Raw genomic sequence first — 20,595 nt, 5'->3', positions numbered from 1 at the left:
GAATCCGGAGAACGGTCGTTCTCCGGCGATGTCCCCACAATAGGGGAACGGTCGTTCTCACCGCAAGTTAGACTGAGTGAATGGGAACGAGCGAGGTGATGAACGACGGGGACGCGGGGGCGACGGCCACGCTCGAGGACGCGCGCCGGCACGTGATCGAGACCGCGGACGACCTGTACTACGCCCGCGGAATCCAGGCGGTGGGAATGGACGAACTGCGCCGGGCGTCCGGGATGTCGCTCAAGAGGCTCTACAGTCTGTTCCCCTCGAAGGAGCAGATCGTGCTCGCCGTGCTCGCGCACCGGCACGAGCTGTGGACTGCCGGCGTGACCGCGAAGGTGGGAGCGGCCGGCTCCCCCACCGACCGCCTCCTCGCCATCTACGACTACCTCGCCGACTGGTTCGCGGACGACTCGTTCCGCGGCTGCGGCTTCATCAACGCGTTCGGGGAGCTGGGCGCCGTCTCCCCCGCGGTCGCCGACCTCGCCCGCGAGCACAAGGCGGACTTCCAGCGCTACGTCGCCGACCTCGTCGCGGCGGCCGGCGCACCCGTGGAACTCGCCCCGCAACTTGCGATCCTCGCCGAGGGCGCGCAGACGACGGCGGCTATCGCGGGCAACGCTGAGGCGGCCGCACACGCCCGCCGCGCCGCCGAGACCCTCATCCACGCGGTCACCTGACCGGTCCGTCCCTTCGACGTTCCGGGCGTGTGTTGCGCCCGCAGGCGCGTCAGGTCCCGTCCCTTCGACAAGCTCAGGGACCGTATGGTGGTGTCGGGCGCGAGTCAGGTCCCGTCGGGCGCGCAGGAGCCGACCTCACGGTCGCTGAGCCTGTCGAAGCGACGTGACGTTCCTCGCGGATTGGGGTCACCGCGCTAGAACGGCGGGTCGTCCGGGATCGGTGTCGCACTCCCCTGCACCTGCAGGCGCTTCCGCTTCGGCGGCCGGATGTGTGTCGCCGGTTCGATCTCGTACTCGTGGCCGCTCGGTGAGAGCCAGCGCACCCTCCCGCCACCCGCCGACGTCGATGACCATGCGGTGTGGTGCTTTACCCGATGGTGCGATCGGCACAGGTGCACGAGGTTCCCGTAGTAGGTGCCGCCTCCGTACTGCCAGTCGGTCACGTGGTCGACGTCGGCCCGGGCGGCGCTACGGTTGCAGCCCGGGAAGCGGCACGTCTCGTCGCGCACCCGGAGCCACGTCCGCAGGTCCTTCGGCACCGCGTACCGATCACGACCCACGGAGAGCACGGCTCCCGTCTCGGGGTGCGTGAGGATGCGGGTGAAGCTACGCGCCCGCGCCGCGATCCGACGGGCGGTGTCCGCGTCGATCGGCCCGTAGCCCTCGAGCGTGCCCGGCTCCTCGGAACGGCCCAGGAGCGTGAGCACCGGAACGGTCACCAGAACGCGCGGGCGGATGCCGACACCGATCGGCGCGTCGATGCGTCGGATCGAAGTGTCCTCCGCGGCCTCGCCCGCCGTGCTTTCGTCCGGAGCCGTTGCCGCTGCGGTGGTGGTGCCGTCGAGGAGTAGGTCAGTGAACGCGTCGGCCATGAGCTGCGTGCGCGTCCTCTCCTCCCCCGGCTCACCCTTGAGTTGCTCCGCGATGTCGCGCAGACGGTTGGTGATTCCCGTCACCTCCGGTGCAGGAAGAAAGGCGTTCAGCCACGCCATGCCATCCTTCGCCGGACACGTCTCCACGTGCCGGTCGGCGACCGACTTCGTGTGGCGCTCCTGGATCGACTCCGGGTGCAGCCGCTCGCGCAGATCCCGGGTGGCGCGGTCAAGCTTGGGGACCGTGAGCGACTCCGCCTGGGGCAGCACTGCCTCTTCCACCGCCACTACTCCTGCGGGCGGGAGGGTGGCGGTGTGGTCGATCAAGACTTGGGCGTGGCGGTAGCCGATCCGGCCGTCCTGAAGAGCCTTCCGAGTCGCGGGCAGGTCATGCACGAGCGCCTGGCTCTCGGCAATGAGGTTCTCCGCAGCGCGCTCGGAGACGCGCAAGGCGCAGGCAAGTTCGGTGACCAGGACGCGGTGTCCGGCCACCTTCGCGGACCAGCGCGGCCCGCCCGTCGAGGGAACGGAGAGGTCGGCGGACTCGGTCCAGAGCCGAGCACGGTCGATCGCCTCCGCGCGGCACGCCGCTGCCCAGCGGGAGAAGCCCTCGAACATCTTCACCGCATCCATCATCGCGGCGAACGTCTCTGCCTCGTTCGGTGGTGGAGTTGGTTCGGGTGGGAACGTCGGTGTTTCCATGCCGACATCGAACCAGGGACCACCGACATCGCTTTCCCGCTCGATGCGGAGGGTGTGGAGAAGTGCGGCGGGAGCTACGCGCGTCCCTTCGACAAGCTCAGGGACCGTACGAGGGCACCCCCGAAGCCCGTCGCGTTGCGTCCCTTCGACAAGCTCAGGGACCGGATGGGGCTCGTCCCTTCGACAGGCTCAGGGACCGTACGAGGGCACCCCCGAAGCCCGTCGCGTTGCGTCCCTTCGACGGGCTCAGGGACCGAGCGGGGGCGCGGTGGGGCTAGGCGGCGGGGACGAAGGAGTGGTGGCGGAACCACTCGAGCAGCAGGCGGGCGCGGCTCGCCTTCTGCGTTCCGTCGAGGCGAGCCGATCGCGAGCCGAAGAAGTCCGCGTAGCCGGGGATGTCGGCGACGACGTCGTCCGTCATCGCGCGGAAGCCCATGGTCCACTCGGGGAACTGCCGCTCAGTGATCTGGCTCTCCAGCAGCTTGTGGACGCTGCTGTGCCGGCCGTCCGCCGCGATCACCTCGTAGCGCTCGCGCACGACCTCGTCCGGACCCTCCAGCACCTGCAGGAACTGACCATCCCGGTACAGGAGCATGCCGGTCAGGCCGAGCCGCCCGTTGTTCGCGCGGCTGCGCAGCAGCAGGTCGGCGAGGTCCTCGTCTGAGTAGGGGACGCTCGCCGAGCTCAGGTAGGCCATCGAAAGCATGCGGGTTCCCCTCAATCGGTATCCCTCACAACGATCGTCGATTGCGGCCGACAGGGGCAGTCCCCGTTCTGGGTGCACGAGCTGCCGGCGCTCATCGCCCGCACCCAGCACCGTCAGGGGCCCCCACGACCGCGACCGCGCCGCGCGTCAGGCATGCGGATGAGAGGCGTCGAGGGCCGCATCGAGGGCACGCAGGTGAAGGGCGACCGGCCCGACCGTCAGCATTCCGCTGCCCGCACCCGCGATCTCGCCGGACGCCGGCTCGAGGGCCGCTCGGGCCCGTCGCATCATCGGCTGGTCGTTCAGGTCGATGGCCGCGCGGGCGAGCAGACACCACAGCGCCTCGAGCAGCAGGTCGGGCGGCGGCTCCGGGGCACGGCGCAGCGCGACGGCGGCCTCCGTTCGCCGCCCGGCTTCGATCAGGAGGAGCGGCCGCACCCACGGCTCGTACGGTCCCCACTCGGTGTCGGCGGCAAACGACAGCGGCCGTCCCCGCCACACCCGGAGGCACAGAATCGCGAGCGGAAGGATCCCGCGCTCCAGGCCCGGCATCCCGGCGCCCTCAAGCCCTCGGGCCGCGGCCCGGTAAGCCGCCTCCGCGTCCTGACCCGCATCCTCAGGACTCGCACCCGCGTCCCCACTCGCCGCATCCGCGCCCGTCGCGGTGAGCCGCATCGCCCGGTACCACGAGGTGAAGACGTGCACCAACGGCCGCTCGTGTCGCTCGGCGAGCGTGTCCGCGGCGAGCGCGTGCTCGTCCGCCGCGGCGAAGTCGCCGAGGGCGCCCCGCGCCTGCATCCGCACCAGGCGGCCGAGGATCTCGGACGTGGCCAGGCCGTGCCTCTGGGACAGGGCGATCAGCTCGGCGCCGACGGCTTCCCGTCGTTCGGCCAGTCCGGCGCGGGAGAAGTTCTGCAGGAACACGCCCCCGAGCGCGAAGGCGAGCAGCGCCGGATCGTCCAGCCGCCGGGCCAGGCGCTCCGCCTCGACCGCCGCCTCTCCCCCTCGGGCGTCGGCCACACCGCGGGACTCCACCGCGATGGTCGCGAGCAACCGCGCCCGCAGCGCCAGGTGCCCCTGGCCCGGGGTGCCGGCCAGGCCCGCCAGCGCGCGTTCGGCCGCCGTGACCACCTCGCCGGCCTGCCGCTGTTCGTCCGACCGGGTCCACACGCCGGGTACGTCGAAGCTCCCGACGACCCGTGCCGTCAGCTCGGGGTCGCCCACCTGCTCGGCCGCGTGGATGGTGCCAAGCCGCTGTTCGCGCGCCGCCTCGAGGCCGGCGCCGCCGGTCACGGCGAGAGTGCGCAGCAGGCCGACCGTGGACTCCAGGCGCGCCCGCGCCCCCAAGCCCAGGGTGCGGTCGTAGGCGGCGGTCGCCCGCGCCCACACGTCGTCCGGTCCGCTCGGTGCGGGAGGGAGGGCGAGGTGCGCGGCCTGGCGCAGGATGTCCGTCTCGAGCTCGGCGAGCGCCGGGCCCGGGTCGATGCCCAACTCCCTCGCGAGCCGGTCCCGGGCGCGCCGGAGCACGGCGAGCGCGTCGCCCTGCCGCCCCGCGCGATAGAGGACGAGGGCGAGGAGTCGCCAGGCGTCCTCCCGCCACGGGTGGTCGGTCACGTGCGCGTCCAGGTCGGGTACGGCATCCGCCGCCCGCCCCATCGCCATTCGCGCCTCGGCGAGCCGCTCCACGGCTGTCAGCCGCAGCTCGAGGAGCCGCGACCGCTCGGCGCGCGCCCACGGCTCGTCCGCGAAGTCCGCGTACGCGGGACCCCGCCACCAGGAGAGCGCGTCCTCGATTGCAGCAGCGGTGACTGCGGGGAGACCCGCCGGCCGGCTCAGCACGCGCTCGAAGCGCCACGCGTCGACATCCTCGGGTTCGGGCCGCAGGGCGTAGCCGGGACCGTCTGTGACGAGCAGGCGCGGAGCGGCGCGCGGCGGCCGCTCCGGCTCGAGGGCCCGACGGAGGTCGCCGACGAAGGTGCGGATGGCGCCCGCGGCGGACGCGGGCGGCTCCTCCCACAGGTCGTCGATCAGCAGGTCGAGCGGCACGACGCGGCCACGCGCAGCGAGGAGCCGGCCGAGCACCGCCCGATGCCGCGGGCCCTTCAACTCGAGGGGTGCGCCGGATCCGCTCCATGCCGCAACCGGGCCGAGCACGCCGAAGGTGGTGGTCACGCCGCAGTCCCGCTGTGCCTCATCCCGACCACTGTATAGCGCCGCCGACAGCATCTATCCGCGCGGACGACAGCACCGAGAGCACGACCGCCGTCGTCACTGATCGGCTGCTGATCGGCCCCGGGGAGAGTGGTGCCGTTCGCCACCCCGATTCGAAGGACACCACCGATGCAGACCCCCACCCTCCCCGGATTCACGTACCAGCAGGTTCCCGTCGCCGACGGCGTGCGGCTGAGCACCGCGGTCGGCGGCTCGGGCAGCCCGCTCGTGCTGCTGCACGGCTTCCCGCAGACGAACCTGATGTGGCGCCACGTCGCCGCGGAGCTCGCGGCGGACCACACGGTCATCTGCCCGGACCTCCGCGGATACGGCGCCAGCGACAAGCCCGTGGCGACCGGCCCGGAGACCTACTCGAAGCGGACCATGGCCGCGGACGTCGTGGCGCTGGCCGCGCACCTCGGGCACGACCGGTTCGCCCTGGCCGGCCACGACCGCGGAGCCCTCGTGGCGGTGCGGGCCGGGCTGGACCACCCCGATGTCGTCACCCACCTCGCGGCCTTCGACGTGCTGCCGACACTCGACATGTGGCAGATCCTGCAGGGCAGGAACGCCGCCGTCGCGTGGCACCTCTACCTCATGGCGCAGCCGGAGGGGCTCCCCGAGCGGATGATCGAGGGGGTTGCGGACGAGTTCTTCGGCCACTTCCTGGACGCCTGGACCCGACACCCCGACGCGATCCCGGCCGACGTGCGGGCGGAGTACCTGCGCGCGTCCCGAGCGGCGATCCCCTCGATCGTCGCGGACTACCGCGCCTCCGCCGGCATCGACGTCGACCACGACGAGGCGGACCGTGCGGCCGGGCGACGGCTCGGCATGCCCGTGACCGTGGTCCAGCAGGACTGGGGCGCCGCCCTCGGCTACGACGCCGCGGCGCTGTGGGGCGCCTGGGCGGACGACCTCGTGCACCGCACGCTCGACGCCGGACACTTCATGGCGGAGGAGGCCCCGGGAGAGATCGTCGCGACGCTCCGAGCGCTGCTCGCGCGCTGAGGAACGCGGGGTGACGATCGCGCGGTGACGATCGCGCGGAATGCCCCGGTCAGTGCCCGAGCACGGCTCGTTCCGCGTTGATGAGACCGTAGCCGTCGAGCGGCGTCCAGCCCGAGCCGAGCCGGTTGGTCATGGCGCCCCAGAGCGGATACCCGCCCGGACGCTCCGCCGTGAAGGCCATGCCGAACGGAACGGGGATGCCGGAGGGCAGGAACGTCGCACCGCCCAGCTCGTCCGCGCCGTTGCCCTCCTCCGCGCCGCCGAGGCCCGACACGGCGAGGTCCCGGTCGACGCCGAAGGACACGCTTTGCCCGGGCTGCAGACCGTCCGCGAAGGACACCGTCATCCGCCGGTACTGCCCCTCGACGGCGGGCGCCGCAGCGGGCTCCGAGAACGACGCGGTGACGGAGTCCGCCGCGAGACCGCCCGAGGTCGAACCGACCGTGAAGGGGAAGCCGTCGTTGCGGAACGGGGCCACACCGTCGAAGGGGCGCGGGTCGAACACCATCCCGTCGGTGAGGAACCCGAACCGCTCGCCGAGGGCGGTCGGGCTGCCGCTCTCGCCGTAGAAGGTGATGGAGGAGAGCGGCTCCGTCCCCGTGTTGGTGGCGGTGAAGAAGTTCGGGTCCGTCATCGAGCCCGGGACCGGGCTGTTCTCGTTGCCCTGCGGCCCGCCCGCCGTGATGGTCAGGCCGTGCGCGGTTCCCTCGGAGTGATGCGGGTCGAGGTCGTGCGCGAACGCGCTCCGCTCGAGCCGGCGGCGCAGGTCGTCCGGGCTCAGCGACCCGGGGCCGCCCGACCGCTGCAGGGCGAGCGCCGCGATGGCGGCGGCGTGCGGCGCGGCAGCGCTCGTGCCGAAGAAGTTCGGCTGGGTGTCCTCGTCCCTCACGGTGTCCTGCGCGAAGAACGTCGTGTTTCCGCCGTCCGCGGCGGTCACCTGGGGCACCCGCCTCGTCTCCGGGGTGGGCAGGCGGTTGCCCGCCGAGTCGAAGAGGATCTGCAGGTCGCCGCCCGGGGAGGTGAAGTACTCCGGGAGGTAGGGGCGGAACGGGTCGAACGCGCCGACCGCCGTGGCACCGCGAGCCGTGGCGTGGCCGAACACGGCAGGTGCGAGCGATACCGAGTACTCCGTGAAGTAGGCGTCGTTGAAGAGCACGTTGCGGAGCCTCGTGGCGCCGAGCGGCCCCGTCCCGGCACGGGAGATGGCGAGCTGGAACTCCGGCAGGCCCGCGAGGGAGACGAGCTCCGAGGGGCGTCCCGTGACCGTGTTGATGTCCGCCACCGCGCCCAGGAAGTTCCCCTCCATGTCGAACAGGAGGAGATTGAAGTCGGTGCTCACCTGCGAGGGCGCGACCACCGGCAGCACCTCGACGGTGAAGTCGCCCTGAGCACCCATGAAGCCGCTTATCGTGATCGTGTAGTCGCCGGCCTGGGGCAGGACGGTCGAGTACAGCTCCGGGGAGGATCCGGTGTCGATCTCGGCGAGCACCGTGCCGTCCGGCGCGGTCACGGTGAGGATCAGGTCCGTCGTGCCGGAGGGGATCGCGTCCGTGCGGAACAGCACCAGGTCGCCCACGTCCTCCGACGTCGCGGTGAAGGTGAAGCTGGGCTCCGGGTCCGCGGCGGTGATTTCGCCCGTCGCGGTGAAGAGCGGCTCGCCGAGCGTCGGCCCGTCCAGGTCGACGGGGTCGTCCCACTGCACGTTCAGCAGTCCGCCTGCTTCGGAGAGAGTGATCGTCTGGGCGGCGTCCGTGCCGTCCCCCGGGTCCATGTCCTGCAGCCCGCCCGAGTACAGGGCGGGGTCGACGTCGGCGAGGTCGAGGTTGGCCCCCGCCGCCGCCTCCTCGGCGGGCAGGAGGCGCACGGGCGCGTCCCAGGAGTGCTGATGGCCCTGGTTCCCGGCCGACGAGAAGTAGTGCACGCCCTCCGCCGCGACGTCGTCGATCGCGTCACTAAGGGCCGAGTCGGAGAAGAACGGCTCGGAGAAGTAGATGACGTCGTCGACGACCACGTCCGCCGCGCACGGGCCGGAGTCGTCCGCCAGATCCCGCACGTGCTGAGCGAAGGTCAGGAGCCCGCCGAACGCCGTCGCGAAGCAGAGCTTCGCGGCGGGTGCGACGTCATGGGCGATCTGCAGCATCGCCCGCCCCTCGTCGCTCCCCTCCTCCTCCTCGGTCGGCTCCGCGAGCACCACCACCGGCTCGGGATTCACCGGGTTCCCGGCGCCGGGCAGGTCACCGGACGCGACGTCATCGGCCGCGCGGATGCCGAGCGGCTCGCCCGTCACGGTCGTGGTCGCGATGTCGTAGGAGTCCGAGAGCGCGCCGATGGTGATGCCCTCGCCGTCGATGCCGGCCTGCTGAACGCGGTCGATCCTCTCGAGGGCGACGCCCTGCGAGGTCGCCGCGCCCACGGTCGCGTGCGGTCGCAGCGACTGGGCGATCGTGCCCGTGTCGCGCAGGGCGGCGACCTGCCGGACGGCGGCGAGCGGAAGGAAGCCCTCGAGGGTTCCGGCGTCGGGGTCGGACGCCTGCACGATGAACCCGAGCGCCTCGAGCTCCGCCCGATAGGCGGTGCGGTCGGCGCCCTCCCTCGGCGTGACCTCGACCAGCACGCGGCCTTCGCCGTCGCGGATCGCGAGCGCCTCCTGGTCGATGCGCAGCCCGGACGCCGAGCGCCGTTCGACGGAGCCCTCCGCCTCGGCGAGCAGCCGGCCGAGGCCGTTGCCGAGGGCACCGCCGCCCTCGGCGCGGCCCACTCCGGACGCGCCTCGCACGCCCGGGGCGGACGCCTGCGCCACCGAGATGCCGGCGGGCGTCAGCAGTGCGGTCACCAGTATCGCCGCGGTTGCGGCCCCCATCACACGACGATTCGACTTCACGATCAGCTCCGATCCTGAATCAGCGGATTCTCGGCACCGTAGTCGCGCGTCCTCCCCGGCCGTAAGTCCGGTGGAGGGAACTCGGCATTCCCGGCGCACGCCCCCGGTAGGGGGCGCGGGCCCGCGGCCTCAGACCGTGCCCGCCGGCTCGTCGCGATGCCAGCTCGGCAGCTCCTCGACGTCCCTCGTGCGCCGCAGCACCAGGATGAGGGGCAGCGGCGACAGCACGATGATGGCGCCCGCGACCCAGAGCGTCGACCGCGCGCCGATGAGCTCGCCGAGCACCCCGCCGAGTAGTGCACCGAGCGGGAACAGGCCCATGATGAGGAACCGCATGGTCGCCGTGACCCGGCCGAGCATCCGGTCGGGGCAGAGCCGCTGGCGCAGGCTCACGTTCGTGATGGCGTAGATGATCTGGCCGAACTCCCCCGCGGCCATGCCCACGAAGATCAGGACGACCGTCCAGCCGGGCTGCGCGAGGGGGCTGAGCAGGGTGAGGGGGCCGGTGATCGCGAGCGACAGCCAGATGATGCGGGCCGAGCCGAACCGCCGCGACAGGCGCGGGGTGAGGGCCGCGCCCAGCATCACGGTCACGGATCCGGCGGCCACGACGATCCCGATGACCGCGGGTGACAGGTCCAGGGTGCGAGCCAGGAAGATGAACGAGACCGCGGAGGCGACCGCGAACGAGAAGTTGCTCGCCGCGCTCGTGATGGCCGTCGCGCGGAGGATGCGGTTGCCGCCGACGAACACGAGGCCCTCGCGGATCTGCGACCGGAGCCGCTGCCGCACCGCGGGCCGCACGACGGGCGACTCCGTCCGCCGGATGCCGGCGAGGGACGCCGCGGAGACCGCGAAGGTGACCGCCTGGATCAGCACGACGCTCGCCGCGCCGACGAGGGTCACGAGCACGCCGCCGACGCCGGGACCCACCACGTGACCGGAGGCGCGGATCATCTCCATCGCGGAGTTGCCGGCCAGCACCCGGTCCCTGCCGATCACCGACGGCACGTAGCTCTGGTACGCGACGTCGAAGAAGACGCGGGCGAAGCCGGCGAGCAGGGAGACCACGACGAGCTGGGCGATCGAGAGCACCCCGAGCAGCGCGGCGAGCGGGATCGTCGCGAGCAGCACCATGCGGGCGAGGTCGCTCGAGATGAGGATCGGGCGACGGCGCCAGGTGTCGACCCAGGCGCCGGCGGGCAGCCCGATCACGGCGAACGCCACGGTCGACGACGCGCCGATGAGGCCGACCTCGAAGGCTGTCGCGTTCAGCTCGAGGACGGCGAGGAGCGGGATCGCGACGCCGCTGATCTGCGCACCGAGCTGGCTCGTGGTCTGGCCGACGAGGAGCAGGCGGAAGTCGCGGCTGCGGAGAAGGGACGTCTCGACTGGAGGAGGGCGCCGCCCGGGGTCCGGCGAGAGGTCCTGCTCGTCGGGATCCGGCACGCCCCCATTCTGTCCCACCGGGCCTCTGCCGCCGGGATCAGCCCCTTGGCGACTCCGCTTCAGCAGCGGATCGCGGGGCGCGGGTGGGGCTAGCGGCCGCGCCGCGCCCTCCGGCGCTCGCGCCACGACATCGCGGCGTACGCCGTCTCCTCCTGCTCGCGGGCCTCCCGCGCCTCCCGCAGCCGGACGGCCTGGCGTTCGCGCCAGCGGGCGACCTCCTCCTCGACGTCCCGGGTGGGCGTCACGACCGGCGGGCCGCCCTGCAGCTGCCGTCGCGCCTCCACGATGCGGGCGTTGAAGTCGTCGAGGATCTCGCGCACCACCCGTTCGGACCCGGTCGCGTCGAGGCGCGCGTCGAGCTCCCGGTTCTCCTGACGGAGGGTCAGCGCGGGCGGCCCGAGCCCGGTCAGGTTCTCCCGCTCGATCTTCTGCCGGATCCACCAGTTGGGGTCGTACGGCTGGCGGAGGCTCGCGAGCGGCTTGCCCGCGCCGGGGAGGTCGTCGAAGTCGCCCCGGCGCTGCGCCTGCTGGATGGCGATCTCCACGAACTGGGCCCGCTGGTCCATCGTCGCCTGACCCGCGTTGTCGCCCTCCTCCTCGGCGGCGGCGGCAGAGGCTTCACCAGAGGTCTCCTCCGTCAGCCGGTCCACCTGGTATCGGGCGACACTGAGTCGGGCGTCCCCTCGGTCCTTCCTGTGAGCCATACCGTCAAGCCTAGGTTTCTCCCTCGAGCCGCGTCGAGCGGCGCCGAGTCGGGGGCGTGGCGGGGGCGTGGCGGGGGCGAGGCGCGGCGTGATTGAGGCGCAGCGCTACGCAGCGGGCCCTACTCGTTGACGAGCACGGGCACACCGACGGCTGCGGACACGGCCTCGCCGGCGAACGACGGCGGCACGGGGACGGTGAACCCGTGCACCTCCTCGGGCGGACCCGAGTGCGTGTGGGCGTGGCCGCTCTCCTCCTCGTCCGCGTGGAGCACGAACGAGTTCTCACCGAGCAGGGCGCCGTCCGCCCCGTAGAACCCGGCGATCACCTCGAGTTCGATGACCTCGCTGACGTCGCTCGTGACCTCGACGGATCCGGTGACGCCGGACTCGCCGAACGCGAGATCCTGCAGCACGAACCGGTCGTCGAAGGGTCCGGCGGCCTGGATCACCGTGCCCGCTTGGGGCCCGGCCGAGGCGAGGCTCGCCAGGGTTGGCGTGTCGGAGTCGGCCGTGGCCAGGCCCGGGAAGGACGTCACCGCCGTCGGTGCGGGTGCGGGCTCGGCCGACGCCGACGCCGAGGCGGTGCCGGAGGCGGCGCCCGAACCGGAGGCGGCGCCCGAGGCCGCCCCGATGCCGGTGCCGACCGCGACGGCCACGACCACGGCCGAGACGGCGACCGCGGAGCCGATGAGCAGGGGACGGGAGGGGTGCTTCATGGTGATTTCCTTCACTGAGGATGGGCCGGGATCGCTCCCGGCCCATCCCCGTTGGTGTTCGGATCAATCAGTTCAGGCGCATCGCGTCGGCCATGACGCCGAAGAGATCCGTGTTGTCGATGGAGCCGTCCAGCTGTTCGGCACCGCGGCCGTAGGCGTAGATAGGGACATCGGCGCCGGTGTGGTTGCCCGAGAGGTAGGTCAGCCACAGGCTGGCCTCCGGCGACCCGTCGGAGACGCCTTCGGCGTCGTCCGGCGTGCGGAAGGTGGCGGGCGCGAAGTTCGTCGCGTCCGTGGATCCGGAGCCGTTCACGATCCCGCTGGAGCGCTCCGGGTCGAGGGTCGAGCTCGTCGCGCGGCTGGGGGTCGAGTTGTTGGCCGGGTTTCCGCTGTCCACGTTGCCGGGAGGCGTCGCCGCCTCGGCGTTCGTGAAGGTGCCCTTCTCGATGATGTTGAAGCCGGCGCACTCGTGGTCGGCGGTGACGATGACCAGAGTGTGCTTGTCCTTCTTCGCGAAGTCGAGGGCCACCTTCACCGCGTCGTCGAACGCCTTGATCTCCTCGAGCGTCTGGGCCGCGTCGTTGGCGTGCGAGCGCTTGTCGATGAGCGCACCCTCGACCTGCAGGTAGAACCCGCGTCCCGGCTTCTTCTTCACGTCGAGCAGGCTGATGGCCTTGCTCGTCATCTCGGGCAGGGTCGGCTCCTCAGCCTGCACCGACTGCGGGTTGTCCTGCTTCGCCTTCTCGATGGTCAGATTGCCCCGGTTGAACAGGCCGAAGACCTTCGAACCGGACGCGCTGGTGAGGTCGGCGCGCGTCGCGACGGTCTGGGTGGTCGGGGAGCCGAGCACCTGGTAGCCCTGGTCCTTCAGCGCCTGCTCGTCCGCCGCGTCGAAGCGGCTGAGGCCACCGCCGAGGATGACGTCCGCCGTGCCGTTGCGGGCGATCTGGTCCGCGATCGGCACGACGCGCACGTCGTCGGTCGGCAGCGGCGTGCCGGTGATGCTGGTGTCCTGGCAGGAGGCAGCCGAGTAGACCGGGCCCTGGCAGCCGCGGGCGAGCGCGTGGCTCATCTGGCCGGCCGGAGTGGCATCCGTGATCTCCGCGGTGGAGACGTTGCCGGTGAGGTACTTCGCCTGCTTGGCCATTTCCATGAGGGTGGGCGTGACGGCACCCTTCGCGTCGACGCCGAGCGCCGCGTTGTAGGTCTTGACGCCGGAGGCCCAGGCCGTGGCGGCCGACGCCGAGTCCGTGACGAGGTTCGGCACGAAGTCCGCCTCGCCCGGCTGGCCGGAGTTCTTCTGCACCGCGTAGGTGCTGACGTAACCCTGGGACGGCAGCGTCTCCATCGTCAGCTTGCCGTCGGCGCCGTAGAAGCGCTCGCGGCCGGCGGTCACGTGCGTGCGGCCCATGCCGTCGCCCACGAGGTAGATGACGTTCTTGATGCTGCCGCCATCTCTGCCGCTGTGCCGCGGCTCGGCCACGGCGGCGTTGGCGCCCAGCCCGGCGGCGGTCCCGCCCGCGGCGAGCATCAGCGCGAGCACCCCCGCCGCGAATCCCACTCTGGTTCGTTGCATTGCAGTCTCCTGACCCCTACCCGAAGGGCGCATACCCACGCCCCTCGGGACGTTAGGAGGGCGCCGTGGCCATCGCCCGGCGCTTCGGTGACCGGAGGTGAATGCGCAGGTGAACAACGGGCGTCGGACGGCCAGGTCGTGGCAAGGTTGCGGCGTGACCCCGCGGCCAGATCAAGGCGAGGTTACGGCCGGAGGAGATAGCCGTCCGCGCGATTGGCGCCGTCGGCCGCGCCGCCCCAGAGGAGCGCCGCGCCCTCGTTGGCGACCAGGGTGGCCTCGGTCCGGAACGGGCCGGGCAGGGCCGGCACGGGGAGCCAATCCTCGGTGACCGGATCCAGCAGGTGACCGGCCACGAGTGCCCGATCGCCGATCCGCAGGGACGTGCGCGTGTGGATCGCGTACCGCTCCAGGCCCGGACCGGTGGGCGGCTCCGGCAGCGGGCGCCAGGACAGCGTCGCCGGATCGAGGATGCCGCCGAAGTCGACGCTCCTCCCCCAGCCGTCGACCGCGCCGCCGTCGGCCGAGCCCACGTCGGGAAAGACCACGCGCCCGGCCACCGCCGTCGGGTCGAAGCCGATGATGTCGCTGTCGGGGAGGACCCGCCAGCGGAGCGATTCGGGCGAGGCCGGCGACCCCTCGAGCACGGCCAGCCGAGAGAGGGACGGTTCGGTCGTGCCCGGGTTCTCCACCAGATCCTTCGCCGTCAGCAGGAGGCGGTCGCCGAGCCAGACCGCCTGGCGGTCGTAGCTCGGCCCGAGCGGGTCGTCCGGGAGCTCGCGCCACGCCCGGGTGGACGGGTCGAAGACGGCGTCGATCGCGGGCATGTTCTCGTCGGAGGCCGCGATGGACAGGATGCGGTCCCCGGCCGTCACGAGCGCTCCCCACACCGGCGGAGCCGGACGCAGCTGCTCCCACGTGTCGTCCCGCGGGTCGTAGGCGAGGAACGACCGCGTCTCGGCGCCACCCGGCCCCGACACGACCGTCTGGACGAACATCCGGTCGCCGACGACGGAAACCTGCCCGGCGACCGGGGCCGGCGCGTCCGCGATCCGGGTCCAGACGCCGGACTTGGGATCGAACGCGGCCCCGTCGGAGCGCGGGAAGGCGGTGATCTCGCAGTCCGCGGTGTCCGCGCAGGGCTCGCTCGTCATGCCGCCGACGACCACGAAGCGGTGCCCCAGCCAGGCCCCGACCGCCGAGTGGCGTGCCGTCAGCGGCCCCTCGGGCACCGGCAGCCAGGCGGCCTCCGGGGTTCGCTCGATCCCGGGAGCGGTCGGGGAGGGCGCCGGCGCTGTCGCTGTCGCCGGGGCGCCCGGGGTGGCGCATCCGGCGAGCGCGGCCACGAACACGAGCACCGCGACCGACGCCCGCACCGCGCGGACCCGCATCGATCGGCGGGAGCACGGTGTATCGGTCATGCCCGAAGCCTGACCGCTCGCCGTCGCCATGTCGATCCCAACGAATCCGCGGCGCCGGACGTCACGCCCTGCCCCTCCACCCCACTCGCGGCCAGGATGGGGGCATGACCGAGAGGCCGTTGCTGAAGAAGGTGGACGCCGTCACGATCCCGGTGCCGGACATCGACGCCGGACTGCGCTTCTACTGTGACGCGCTCGGGCAGGAGCTCCTGTGGCGGAACGATGAGGTGGGGCAGGCGGGCCTCGCGCTGCCCGGCTCCGACACGGAACTCGTGCTCACGACCCGGCAGCCGTACGAGCCGAACTGGCTCGTCGACTCCGCCGACGCGGCCGCCGTGGCCGTCGAGCGCGCGGGCGGGCGGATCCTGTCGGGGCCGCTCGACATCCCGGTCGGCCGTCTCGCGGTGGTAGCGGATCCGTTCGGCACGGTGCTCGTGCTGCTCGACCTGTCGGCGGGCACCTACCGGGCGGCTGACGGCACAGTGACCGGCGTCGATCCGCCACTCGCGTCCGGGATCTGACGCTGTGCCCCTTGTGCCCGTGCTGACGCAGGCGTAATGTACAACCACATGGTTGTACATCTGAGCGAGACCGAGATCGACCGCATCTTCCACGCGCTGGCGGATGCGACCCGGCGCGACATCGTGGCCCGGGCGAATCAGCAGTCCCAGTCGGTGTCCGCGCTCGCTCAGCACTACGCCATGAGCTTCGCCGCCGTCCAGAAGCACGTCGCCGTGCTCGAACGGGCGTCGCTCGTGACGAAGGAGCGTTCCGGCCGGGAGCAGATCGTGCACAGCAATCTCGACACCCTCCGCACCGCGGCACGCCTGCTCGACCAGTTCGAGCGGGTCTGGCTGGAGCGCGCGCATCGCATCGAGGGTCTGCTCGCCGAGCAGCCCGACGCGGGACGAGCGCACCCGGACGACCTACACCGAGAGATCGACACCGAGACAGATAGAGACAAGGAGTAAGCAGATGACCGTAGTCAGCTCGGACAGAGACGTCGAAGCGCTGACCCTGACCTTCGTGACCGAGTTCGACGCACCCGTCGAGCGCGTGTGGCAGATCTGGGAGGACCCCCGGCTGCTGGAGCGCTGGTGGGGGCCGCCGACCTATCCGGCGACCTTCGAGCGGCACGACCTCACGCCGGGGGGTCAGTGCCGGTACTACATGACCGGCCCCGAGGGGGATAGAGCGCGCGGCTGGTGGACGATCGTCTCGGTCGACGCGCCGCGGCGGCTCGAGTTCGACGACGGCTTCGCCGGCGAGGACGGCGAGCCGGACCCGTCGATGGAGCCGACCCGGGCGGTCGTCACGCTCGAGCCGGTCGGCGACGGCACCCGCATGACGATCACCAGCACCTTCGTGAGCACGGAGCAGCTCGAGCAGATGCTCGAGATGGGCATGGAGGAGGGGATGCGCGAGGCCGTCGGGCAGATCGACGGCATCCTGGCCGACGCCCACTGAGGCAAGGCGCCGGGCAGCGTCGGGGCGTGCACCGATGGCTTGGCGCAGCGAAGGCGCGGCGCCGGGCGGTCGTGCATGAGTGCGTGCCGTCGTGACGTGAGTCGCGACGGCACGCACTCACTGGATCAGTACGAGTCCCACTCCTCGGCCGTGAACATGCTGCGCGTCCAGCTGCTCGCTTCAGGCTGCGCCGGGGCGTCCGGCCGCTCCTCGAAGTAGACCGGCAGCCCGGGCGACACGAGCACAGCGCACTCGGTCGTGCCGACCGTGGGGATGGCGACGACGTCGCCTCCGTGCCGCACAGCGTCCACGAGGCGGTCCTGGAGCTGCACTACGTCGGTGTCCGCCGGCAGATAGTAGGTGTGCCCGGCGACCGACAGGGTGAATAACGACATGCGGTGCCCCCCTCCGGTTGATTCCACCGTACGCGCGGCACGAAGTCGCGGTGCGGGGGTTGCTATCGGAGGAGCGGGGTGCTGCACTACGCCGCGCTCCCCCTCGGGGGCAGGTCGGTCACGCCGTCGAACCGCGATTTCGGCGACGCGGCACAGGGGCCGCGGCCGCAGGCGGGAGTTGCGGGCTCAGGAGTCCCCGTGACCGGATGCGCTGTCATCCTCGACGTCATCGGAGTCCGTGTTGGTCCCGGATCCGTCGGGGATGCCGTCGGCCGACGGTCCCGTGACCTCCGCGTTCTCCATGCCGTCGTCGGCCGAGGCCGTCTCGTCGTTCCGGGTGGGGTCGGTGTCGTTGCTCATGGGACGAACCTAACCCTGCCGCCTTCCCCGCGCGCCAACACCTCGTCGACCGTCTCGTGCCCGAGCCGGGCCATCTCCGGGTCGTCGAGACTGTTGCCGCACAGTGCCGTCGCCAGAACGACGGCCCATCCCCTCGCCCGGGCCCACAGCGAGGAGTCGTCGTCCCCGTACGCGGCGCGGAATGCGCGCCGGCCCGCGGGGTCGAAGCACAGCCACGCGGCGGCGAGGTCCGTTGCCGGGTCGCCCGCGGTGACGTCGCCGAAGTCGACGACGGCCGCGAGCGCCGGCCCGGGTGCACGATGCCCGGCGCCGTGCTCGGGTCCGGTTACGACGATGTTGCCCGGATGCAGGTCACCGTGGATCCAGACCGGCTCGCCGTCGAAGAGCGGTGCGGTGAGCGCCTCCTCCCAGACCGGTCGCAGCTCGTTGGAGCGCGGGACGAGGCCGCCGGCGAAGCGCTCCTCCACGGCGACGGAACGCGCGGCAAGCGGCACGCCTCGCACGGGGTTCGGGGGCGCATCCGAGGGGGCGGGTGCGTGGACGGCTCGGAGGAAGGCGGCCAGGGGCGCGGCCACGCCGCCGCGCGCCGATCGCGGCACGGCGAGGAGTGCACGGCCGGGGAACCAGGGCACGACGCTCCACGGCCACGGCATCGGTCCTCGCGGGGCGCCGACGTGGAGCGGAAGCGGCACGGCGACGGTCGTCCGCGCCGCAAGCAGGGGAAGGGCCCGCTGCTCGTGCCGGATGAGCTCCGCGGCCACCGCGCGACGGGGCAGCCGCACCGCGAGCTCGTCACCGAGGCGCCAGACGGCGTTGTCCCATCCCTCCGCCACGAGGCGCAACGGGAGGTGGGCGTATTCGCGGCAGTCGGCGACCAGCAGCTCGCGCACCTGGCTCTCGCTCAGCGAGATCTCGGCCGGTGGCTTCAGCACGCCATCACGGTAGCGGAGGGAAGCCTGCGCCGCTGCCCGTGGTGCCGGGGTGCGCTGCCGGTGCCGGTGTGCGGTGCCGGTGGGCTCTGCCTGTGCGCCCTCCGGTCTGCTGTCCCGCGGGGTGGCGCAGGGGGTCGCCGCCCGGTTCTGCGGGCGATCAGCGGTTGAGTCCCCAGCCGCGCCGCCACACGAGGACGCCGACGGCCATCAGGGCAGCCGCGAGGGCGGTCCAGGCGACCGCGTGGGCACCGAACAGCACCAGGAAGATGCACCCCTCCGCGGAGATCATGAGGACGGCACCGATGATGCGCAACGTCATCGACTCCCGCCTCCGCTTCCCCGTATCGGTCACGCGCACCTCCCTGTCGCCCTGCCGGGCCACGCTAGGGACGCGAGCTTGTAAGAACCTTGCTCGCACCCGTGCCGTTGGCAGGCGGCGCAGAGTGGGTCCCACCGCATGGCGCGACCGACGAGGGTACGCTCGTCGATCGTGCCCGCGCCCGTGCGGTGCACGGGCAACAGAACACCACAGGGAGACCCCACACATGATCGGATTCATCGTCGCCGGACTCGTCATCGGCGCGCTCGCCCGCCTGATCAAGCCGGGCCGTCAGAACCTCGGCGTGCTCGCCACGCTTCTGCTCGGACTCGCCGGTTCCGTGATCGGTGGCGTCATCGCGAACCTCCTCGGCACGGGAGACATCTTCGAGCTCAACGTGCTCGGCTTCATCGTCAGCGTCATCGCGGCCGTCCTGCTGATCGGCGTCGCGGAGGGCCTCGCCGGCCGCCGCAAGGTCAGCCGCCGCTAGATCCAGCCCAGCACCACCGCGGAAGCGGCGTCCCGAGGGGGGCGCCGCTTTCGTGTTTCAGTGAGGCCGGTCCCTGAGCGTGTCGATGGGACACGGCTGCCCGGCACAGGGAGCCCCACGGTCCCTGAGCTTGTCGAAGGGACAGTGGCGACTGCGCTCGTGGAAGTTCTTCACAGGACAAAAGTTCTTCGTCGAAGATACTTTCGACATGGTAGAATGTGTGCTATGAGAACCCCGGCAGCGACGCTCCTCCGCACAGCGAACGCGGTCGCGCGCTTGGGCTCCTCCCCCGCTGCTTTTGTCACGCTCCCCAAGCAGGATCTGCTCGACGCGCTGCACGCTATCGCCGACCTGCGACAGGCCTGCGACACCTTCTCCGCCTGGATCGCGGGCGAGCTGAACCGGCGTTCCAGCACCGACCTCGGTTCAGCAGGGTTGGCGCAGCAGGAGGGCTACCGGACGCCGCAGGCCATGGTCGAGGCCATCACCGGAACCACCAGGGGCGGCGCCGTCTCGATCGTCGAGGTCGGCAAGATGCTCGCCGAGACCGACGCCGTGGAGACCCTGCAACGCGAGCACCCGGAGCTTCCCGCGCCGCCCACCCCGTGGCAGGCGCCGATCGCGCATGCCGTCACCGACGGACGGGTTTCGATTGCGCAGGCGGACGCGATTCGTGCCGGGCTGGGACTGCCGACGGACGCGGTACCGGCCGAGGCCCTGTCGGAAGCAGCGCGGGAACTCCTAGAAGACGCGGCCACACTCACGGCGGCGCAGCTGCACCGCCGGGCACGCCAACTACGCGACGACCTCGGCGACACCGAGGTCGCGGATCGCGAGAAGGCGCAGCTGGAACAGCAGCACCTGAAGGCATGGAAGCGACCGGACGGGATGGTGGAGGGCAAGTTCCTCTACGCACCCGAACCGGGCGCCTTCCTCCTCTCGGTCCTCGACGAGCTGACCAACCCCCGTCGAGGCGGGCCGCGGTTCGTCAAGGAGGAGGACCGGGCCCGGATTGATGCGATCGTCAATGACCCGCGGCCGACCGAGCGCCTCGCCGCTGACGGGTTCCTCGAGCTGTTGCGCATCGGCGCGGACGCAGACCCAGGCCAGGTGTACGGATCGCGGCGGCCTGCGGTGAGGGTGATCGTGACGAAGGAGTCGCTCGACTCCGGCGACGGCCACGGCTCGATACAAGACACGGGTGAGGCCGTGAGCATCGGCACCATCCGCCGCGAGGTGTGCTCGACGGGAACGGTGGCCGTGGTGCTCGATGACGACGGGCAGTGCGTGAACGTGGGTCGCGAGCAGCGCCTGTTCACCGCGCGTCAGCGCATCGGGCTCGCGGTAAGGGATGGCGGGTGCATGTGGCCTGGGTGCGACCGGCCACCCTCGTGGTGCGAGGCGCATCACATCAACCAGTGGAAACGCGACCACGGCAAGACGGACATCGCCGACGGGATCCTGCTCTGCAAGCACCACCACTTGCTCCTCCACAACAACGGCTGGGATATTCGCAGAACCGGCGGGCAGTACCTGTTGCTTCCACCGAGGTCGATCAGCCCGACCCGGGAAGCGCGCCACCTGGCGACGAAGAGCAGAGCGGTCCAGGACTGGAACGCCCGCCGGCACCGCCTCCGGCCCCGCGACTCTGTTCCCCCATCCGGGCCGGCATCACCGAAAGATTGATCGTGGTCGCGGCGGTGACC

General features: G+C 71.8%; 20 protein-coding genes. 7 read left to right on the top strand and 13 right to left on the bottom strand.

Features of this window, described 5'->3' with window-relative positions; translation table 11 throughout:
* The first annotated feature begins 98 nt into the window (after positions 1-98).
* On the top strand, positions 99-680 hold the full coding sequence (locus DAI20_RS11020) for a TetR/AcrR family transcriptional regulator (RefSeq protein ID WP_108251663.1): 582 nt from the start codon (positions 99-101) through the stop codon (positions 678-680).
* A 194-nt stretch (positions 681-874) separates the two neighbouring features.
* On the opposite strand, the gene DAI20_RS11015 is transcribed toward DAI20_RS11020, so the two are convergent.
* The 3 genes from DAI20_RS11015 to DAI20_RS11005 all read right to left on the bottom strand — a co-directional run bounded on the left by DAI20_RS11015 (position 875) and on the right by DAI20_RS11005 (position 5,132).
* Positions 875-2,254 (bottom strand): HNH endonuclease signature motif containing protein, encoded by a 1,380-nt coding sequence (locus DAI20_RS11015; protein WP_108250770.1) that lies wholly within the window; start codon positions 2,252-2,254, stop codon positions 875-877.
* Between the two features lie 274 nt (positions 2,255-2,528).
* Positions 2,529-2,960: a BLUF domain-containing protein gene (locus DAI20_RS11010; RefSeq protein WP_108250768.1), complete on the bottom strand. Its 432-nt coding sequence runs from the start codon at positions 2,958-2,960 to the stop codon at positions 2,529-2,531.
* Between the two features lie 147 nt (positions 2,961-3,107).
* Entirely contained in the window at positions 3,108-5,132 is a 2,025-nt protein-coding gene (locus DAI20_RS11005; protein WP_108250766.1) for an AfsR/SARP family transcriptional regulator, read from the bottom strand.
* Positions 5,133-5,300: 168 nt separating this feature from the next.
* On the opposite strand from DAI20_RS11005, the gene DAI20_RS11000 reads away from it, so the two are divergent.
* Entirely contained in the window at positions 5,301-6,182 is an 882-nt protein-coding gene (locus DAI20_RS11000; RefSeq protein WP_108250764.1) for an alpha/beta fold hydrolase, read from the top strand.
* A gap of 49 nt (positions 6,183-6,231) precedes the next feature.
* On the opposite strand, the gene DAI20_RS10995 is transcribed toward DAI20_RS11000, so the two are convergent.
* The 6 genes from DAI20_RS10995 to DAI20_RS10970 form a co-directional block, all read right to left on the bottom strand.
* Entirely contained in the window at positions 6,232-9,015 is a 2,784-nt protein-coding gene (locus DAI20_RS10995) for a S8 family serine peptidase (RefSeq protein ID WP_240606037.1), read from the bottom strand.
* Between the two features lie 177 nt (positions 9,016-9,192).
* Positions 9,193-10,512 (bottom strand): MFS transporter, encoded by a 1,320-nt coding sequence (locus DAI20_RS10990; RefSeq protein WP_108250762.1) that lies wholly within the window; start codon positions 10,510-10,512, stop codon positions 9,193-9,195.
* 89 nt (positions 10,513-10,601) lie between these two features.
* Positions 10,602-11,216 carry a DnaJ family domain-containing protein gene (locus tag DAI20_RS10985; protein ID WP_108250760.1) on the bottom strand — a complete coding sequence of 205 codons (615 nt, stop codon included), beginning with the start codon at positions 11,214-11,216 and terminating at the stop codon, positions 10,602-10,604.
* A gap of 119 nt (positions 11,217-11,335) precedes the next feature.
* Positions 11,336-11,932 carry a hypothetical protein gene (locus DAI20_RS10980; protein WP_159085005.1) on the bottom strand — a complete coding sequence of 199 codons (597 nt, stop codon included), beginning with the start codon at positions 11,930-11,932 and terminating at the stop codon, positions 11,336-11,338.
* Between the two features lie 67 nt (positions 11,933-11,999).
* Positions 12,000-13,508 carry an alkaline phosphatase gene (locus DAI20_RS10975; protein WP_240606036.1) on the bottom strand — a complete coding sequence of 503 codons (1,509 nt, stop codon included), beginning with the start codon at positions 13,506-13,508 and terminating at the stop codon, positions 12,000-12,002.
* Positions 13,509-13,690: 182 nt separating this feature from the next.
* On the bottom strand, positions 13,691-14,926 hold the full coding sequence (locus DAI20_RS10970) for a Kelch repeat-containing protein (protein WP_159085004.1): 1,236 nt from the start codon (positions 14,924-14,926) through the stop codon (positions 13,691-13,693).
* A 104-nt stretch (positions 14,927-15,030) separates the two neighbouring features.
* Here DAI20_RS10970 and DAI20_RS10965 point away from each other — a divergent pair, with 104 nt between their 5' ends.
* The 3 genes from DAI20_RS10965 to DAI20_RS10955 are packed head-to-tail and all read left to right on the top strand — an operon-like array spanning position 15,031 to position 16,393.
* Entirely contained in the window at positions 15,031-15,447 is a 417-nt protein-coding gene (locus DAI20_RS10965; protein ID WP_108250754.1) for a VOC family protein, read from the top strand.
* Between the two features lie 48 nt (positions 15,448-15,495).
* Positions 15,496-15,897 carry an ArsR/SmtB family transcription factor gene (locus tag DAI20_RS10960; RefSeq protein WP_108251657.1) on the top strand — a complete coding sequence of 134 codons (402 nt, stop codon included), beginning with the start codon at positions 15,496-15,498 and terminating at the stop codon, positions 15,895-15,897.
* A gap of 4 nt (positions 15,898-15,901) precedes the next feature.
* Complete coding sequence (locus DAI20_RS10955) at positions 15,902-16,393, top strand: SRPBCC family protein (RefSeq protein ID WP_108250752.1); 492 nt, start codon at positions 15,902-15,904, stop codon at positions 16,391-16,393.
* 125 nt (positions 16,394-16,518) lie between these two features.
* Here DAI20_RS10955 and DAI20_RS10950 read toward each other — a convergent pair whose 3' ends face one another.
* The 4 genes from DAI20_RS10950 to DAI20_RS18505 form a co-directional block, all read right to left on the bottom strand.
* Positions 16,519-16,788 carry a hypothetical protein gene (locus DAI20_RS10950; protein ID WP_108250750.1) on the bottom strand — a complete coding sequence of 90 codons (270 nt, stop codon included), beginning with the start codon at positions 16,786-16,788 and terminating at the stop codon, positions 16,519-16,521.
* Between the two features lie 186 nt (positions 16,789-16,974).
* Positions 16,975-17,148 carry a hypothetical protein gene (locus tag DAI20_RS18510; protein WP_159085003.1) on the bottom strand — a complete coding sequence of 58 codons (174 nt, stop codon included), beginning with the start codon at positions 17,146-17,148 and terminating at the stop codon, positions 16,975-16,977.
* Positions 17,145-18,080 carry an aminoglycoside phosphotransferase family protein gene (locus tag DAI20_RS10945; RefSeq protein ID WP_108250748.1) on the bottom strand — a complete coding sequence of 312 codons (936 nt, stop codon included), beginning with the start codon at positions 18,078-18,080 and terminating at the stop codon, positions 17,145-17,147. The genes DAI20_RS18510 and DAI20_RS10945 overlap by 4 nt, the downstream gene beginning before the upstream one ends.
* 157 nt (positions 18,081-18,237) lie before the next feature.
* A complete protein-coding gene (locus tag DAI20_RS18505; RefSeq protein ID WP_159085002.1) occupies positions 18,238-18,432 on the bottom strand; it encodes a hypothetical protein in 195 nt (64 codons plus the stop codon).
* A gap of 193 nt (positions 18,433-18,625) precedes the next feature.
* On the opposite strand from DAI20_RS18505, the gene DAI20_RS10940 reads away from it, so the two are divergent.
* Positions 18,626-18,889, top strand: coding sequence for a GlsB/YeaQ/YmgE family stress response membrane protein (locus tag DAI20_RS10940; protein ID WP_108250747.1), 264 nt, complete (start codon positions 18,626-18,628; stop codon positions 18,887-18,889).
* Positions 18,890-19,114: 225 nt separating this feature from the next.
* Positions 19,115-20,575 carry an HNH endonuclease signature motif containing protein gene (locus DAI20_RS10935; RefSeq protein WP_159085001.1) on the top strand — a complete coding sequence of 487 codons (1,461 nt, stop codon included), beginning with the start codon at positions 19,115-19,117 and terminating at the stop codon, positions 20,573-20,575.
* The last annotated feature ends 20 nt before the right edge of the window (positions 20,576-20,595 follow it).

Origin of the sequence: Planctomonas deserti (assembly GCF_003067705.1) — a bacterium.
Taxonomy (GTDB): domain Bacteria; phylum Actinomycetota; class Actinomycetes; order Actinomycetales; family Microbacteriaceae; genus Planctomonas; species Planctomonas deserti.
This window is presented reverse-complemented; position numbering and strand designations above follow the sequence as displayed.

Excerpts from the sequence above, each read along its gene's own strand:
- DAI20_RS11020 (WP_108251663.1), top strand. The coding sequence starts at position 99 with ATGAACGACGGGGACGCGGGGGCGACGGCCACGCTCGAGGACGCGCGC.
- DAI20_RS11015 (WP_108250770.1), bottom strand. The coding sequence starts at position 2,254 with ATGGAAACACCGACGTTCCCACCCGAACCAACTCCACCACCGAACGAG.
- DAI20_RS11010 (WP_108250768.1), bottom strand. The coding sequence starts at position 2,960 with ATGCTTTCGATGGCCTACCTGAGCTCGGCGAGCGTCCCCTACTCAGAC.
- DAI20_RS11000 (WP_108250764.1), top strand. The coding sequence starts at position 5,301 with ATGCAGACCCCCACCCTCCCCGGATTCACGTACCAGCAGGTTCCCGTC.
- DAI20_RS10985 (WP_108250760.1), bottom strand. The coding sequence starts at position 11,216 with ATGGCTCACAGGAAGGACCGAGGGGACGCCCGACTCAGTGTCGCCCGA.
- DAI20_RS10980 (WP_159085005.1), bottom strand. The coding sequence starts at position 11,932 with ATGAAGCACCCCTCCCGTCCCCTGCTCATCGGCTCCGCGGTCGCCGTC.
- DAI20_RS10975 (WP_240606036.1), bottom strand. The coding sequence starts at position 13,508 with ATGCAACGAACCAGAGTGGGATTCGCGGCGGGGGTGCTCGCGCTGATG.
- DAI20_RS10970 (WP_159085004.1), bottom strand. The coding sequence starts at position 14,926 with ATGACCGATACACCGTGCTCCCGCCGATCGATGCGGGTCCGCGCGGTG.
- DAI20_RS10965 (WP_108250754.1), top strand. The coding sequence starts at position 15,031 with ATGACCGAGAGGCCGTTGCTGAAGAAGGTGGACGCCGTCACGATCCCG.
- DAI20_RS10960 (WP_108251657.1), top strand. The coding sequence starts at position 15,496 with ATGGTTGTACATCTGAGCGAGACCGAGATCGACCGCATCTTCCACGCG.
- DAI20_RS10955 (WP_108250752.1), top strand. The coding sequence starts at position 15,902 with ATGACCGTAGTCAGCTCGGACAGAGACGTCGAAGCGCTGACCCTGACC.
- DAI20_RS10950 (WP_108250750.1), bottom strand. The coding sequence starts at position 16,788 with ATGTCGTTATTCACCCTGTCGGTCGCCGGGCACACCTACTATCTGCCG.
- DAI20_RS18510 (WP_159085003.1), bottom strand. The coding sequence starts at position 17,148 with ATGAGCAACGACACCGACCCCACCCGGAACGACGAGACGGCCTCGGCC.
- DAI20_RS10940 (WP_108250747.1), top strand. The coding sequence starts at position 18,626 with ATGATCGGATTCATCGTCGCCGGACTCGTCATCGGCGCGCTCGCCCGC.
- DAI20_RS10935 (WP_159085001.1), top strand. The coding sequence starts at position 19,115 with ATGAGAACCCCGGCAGCGACGCTCCTCCGCACAGCGAACGCGGTCGCG.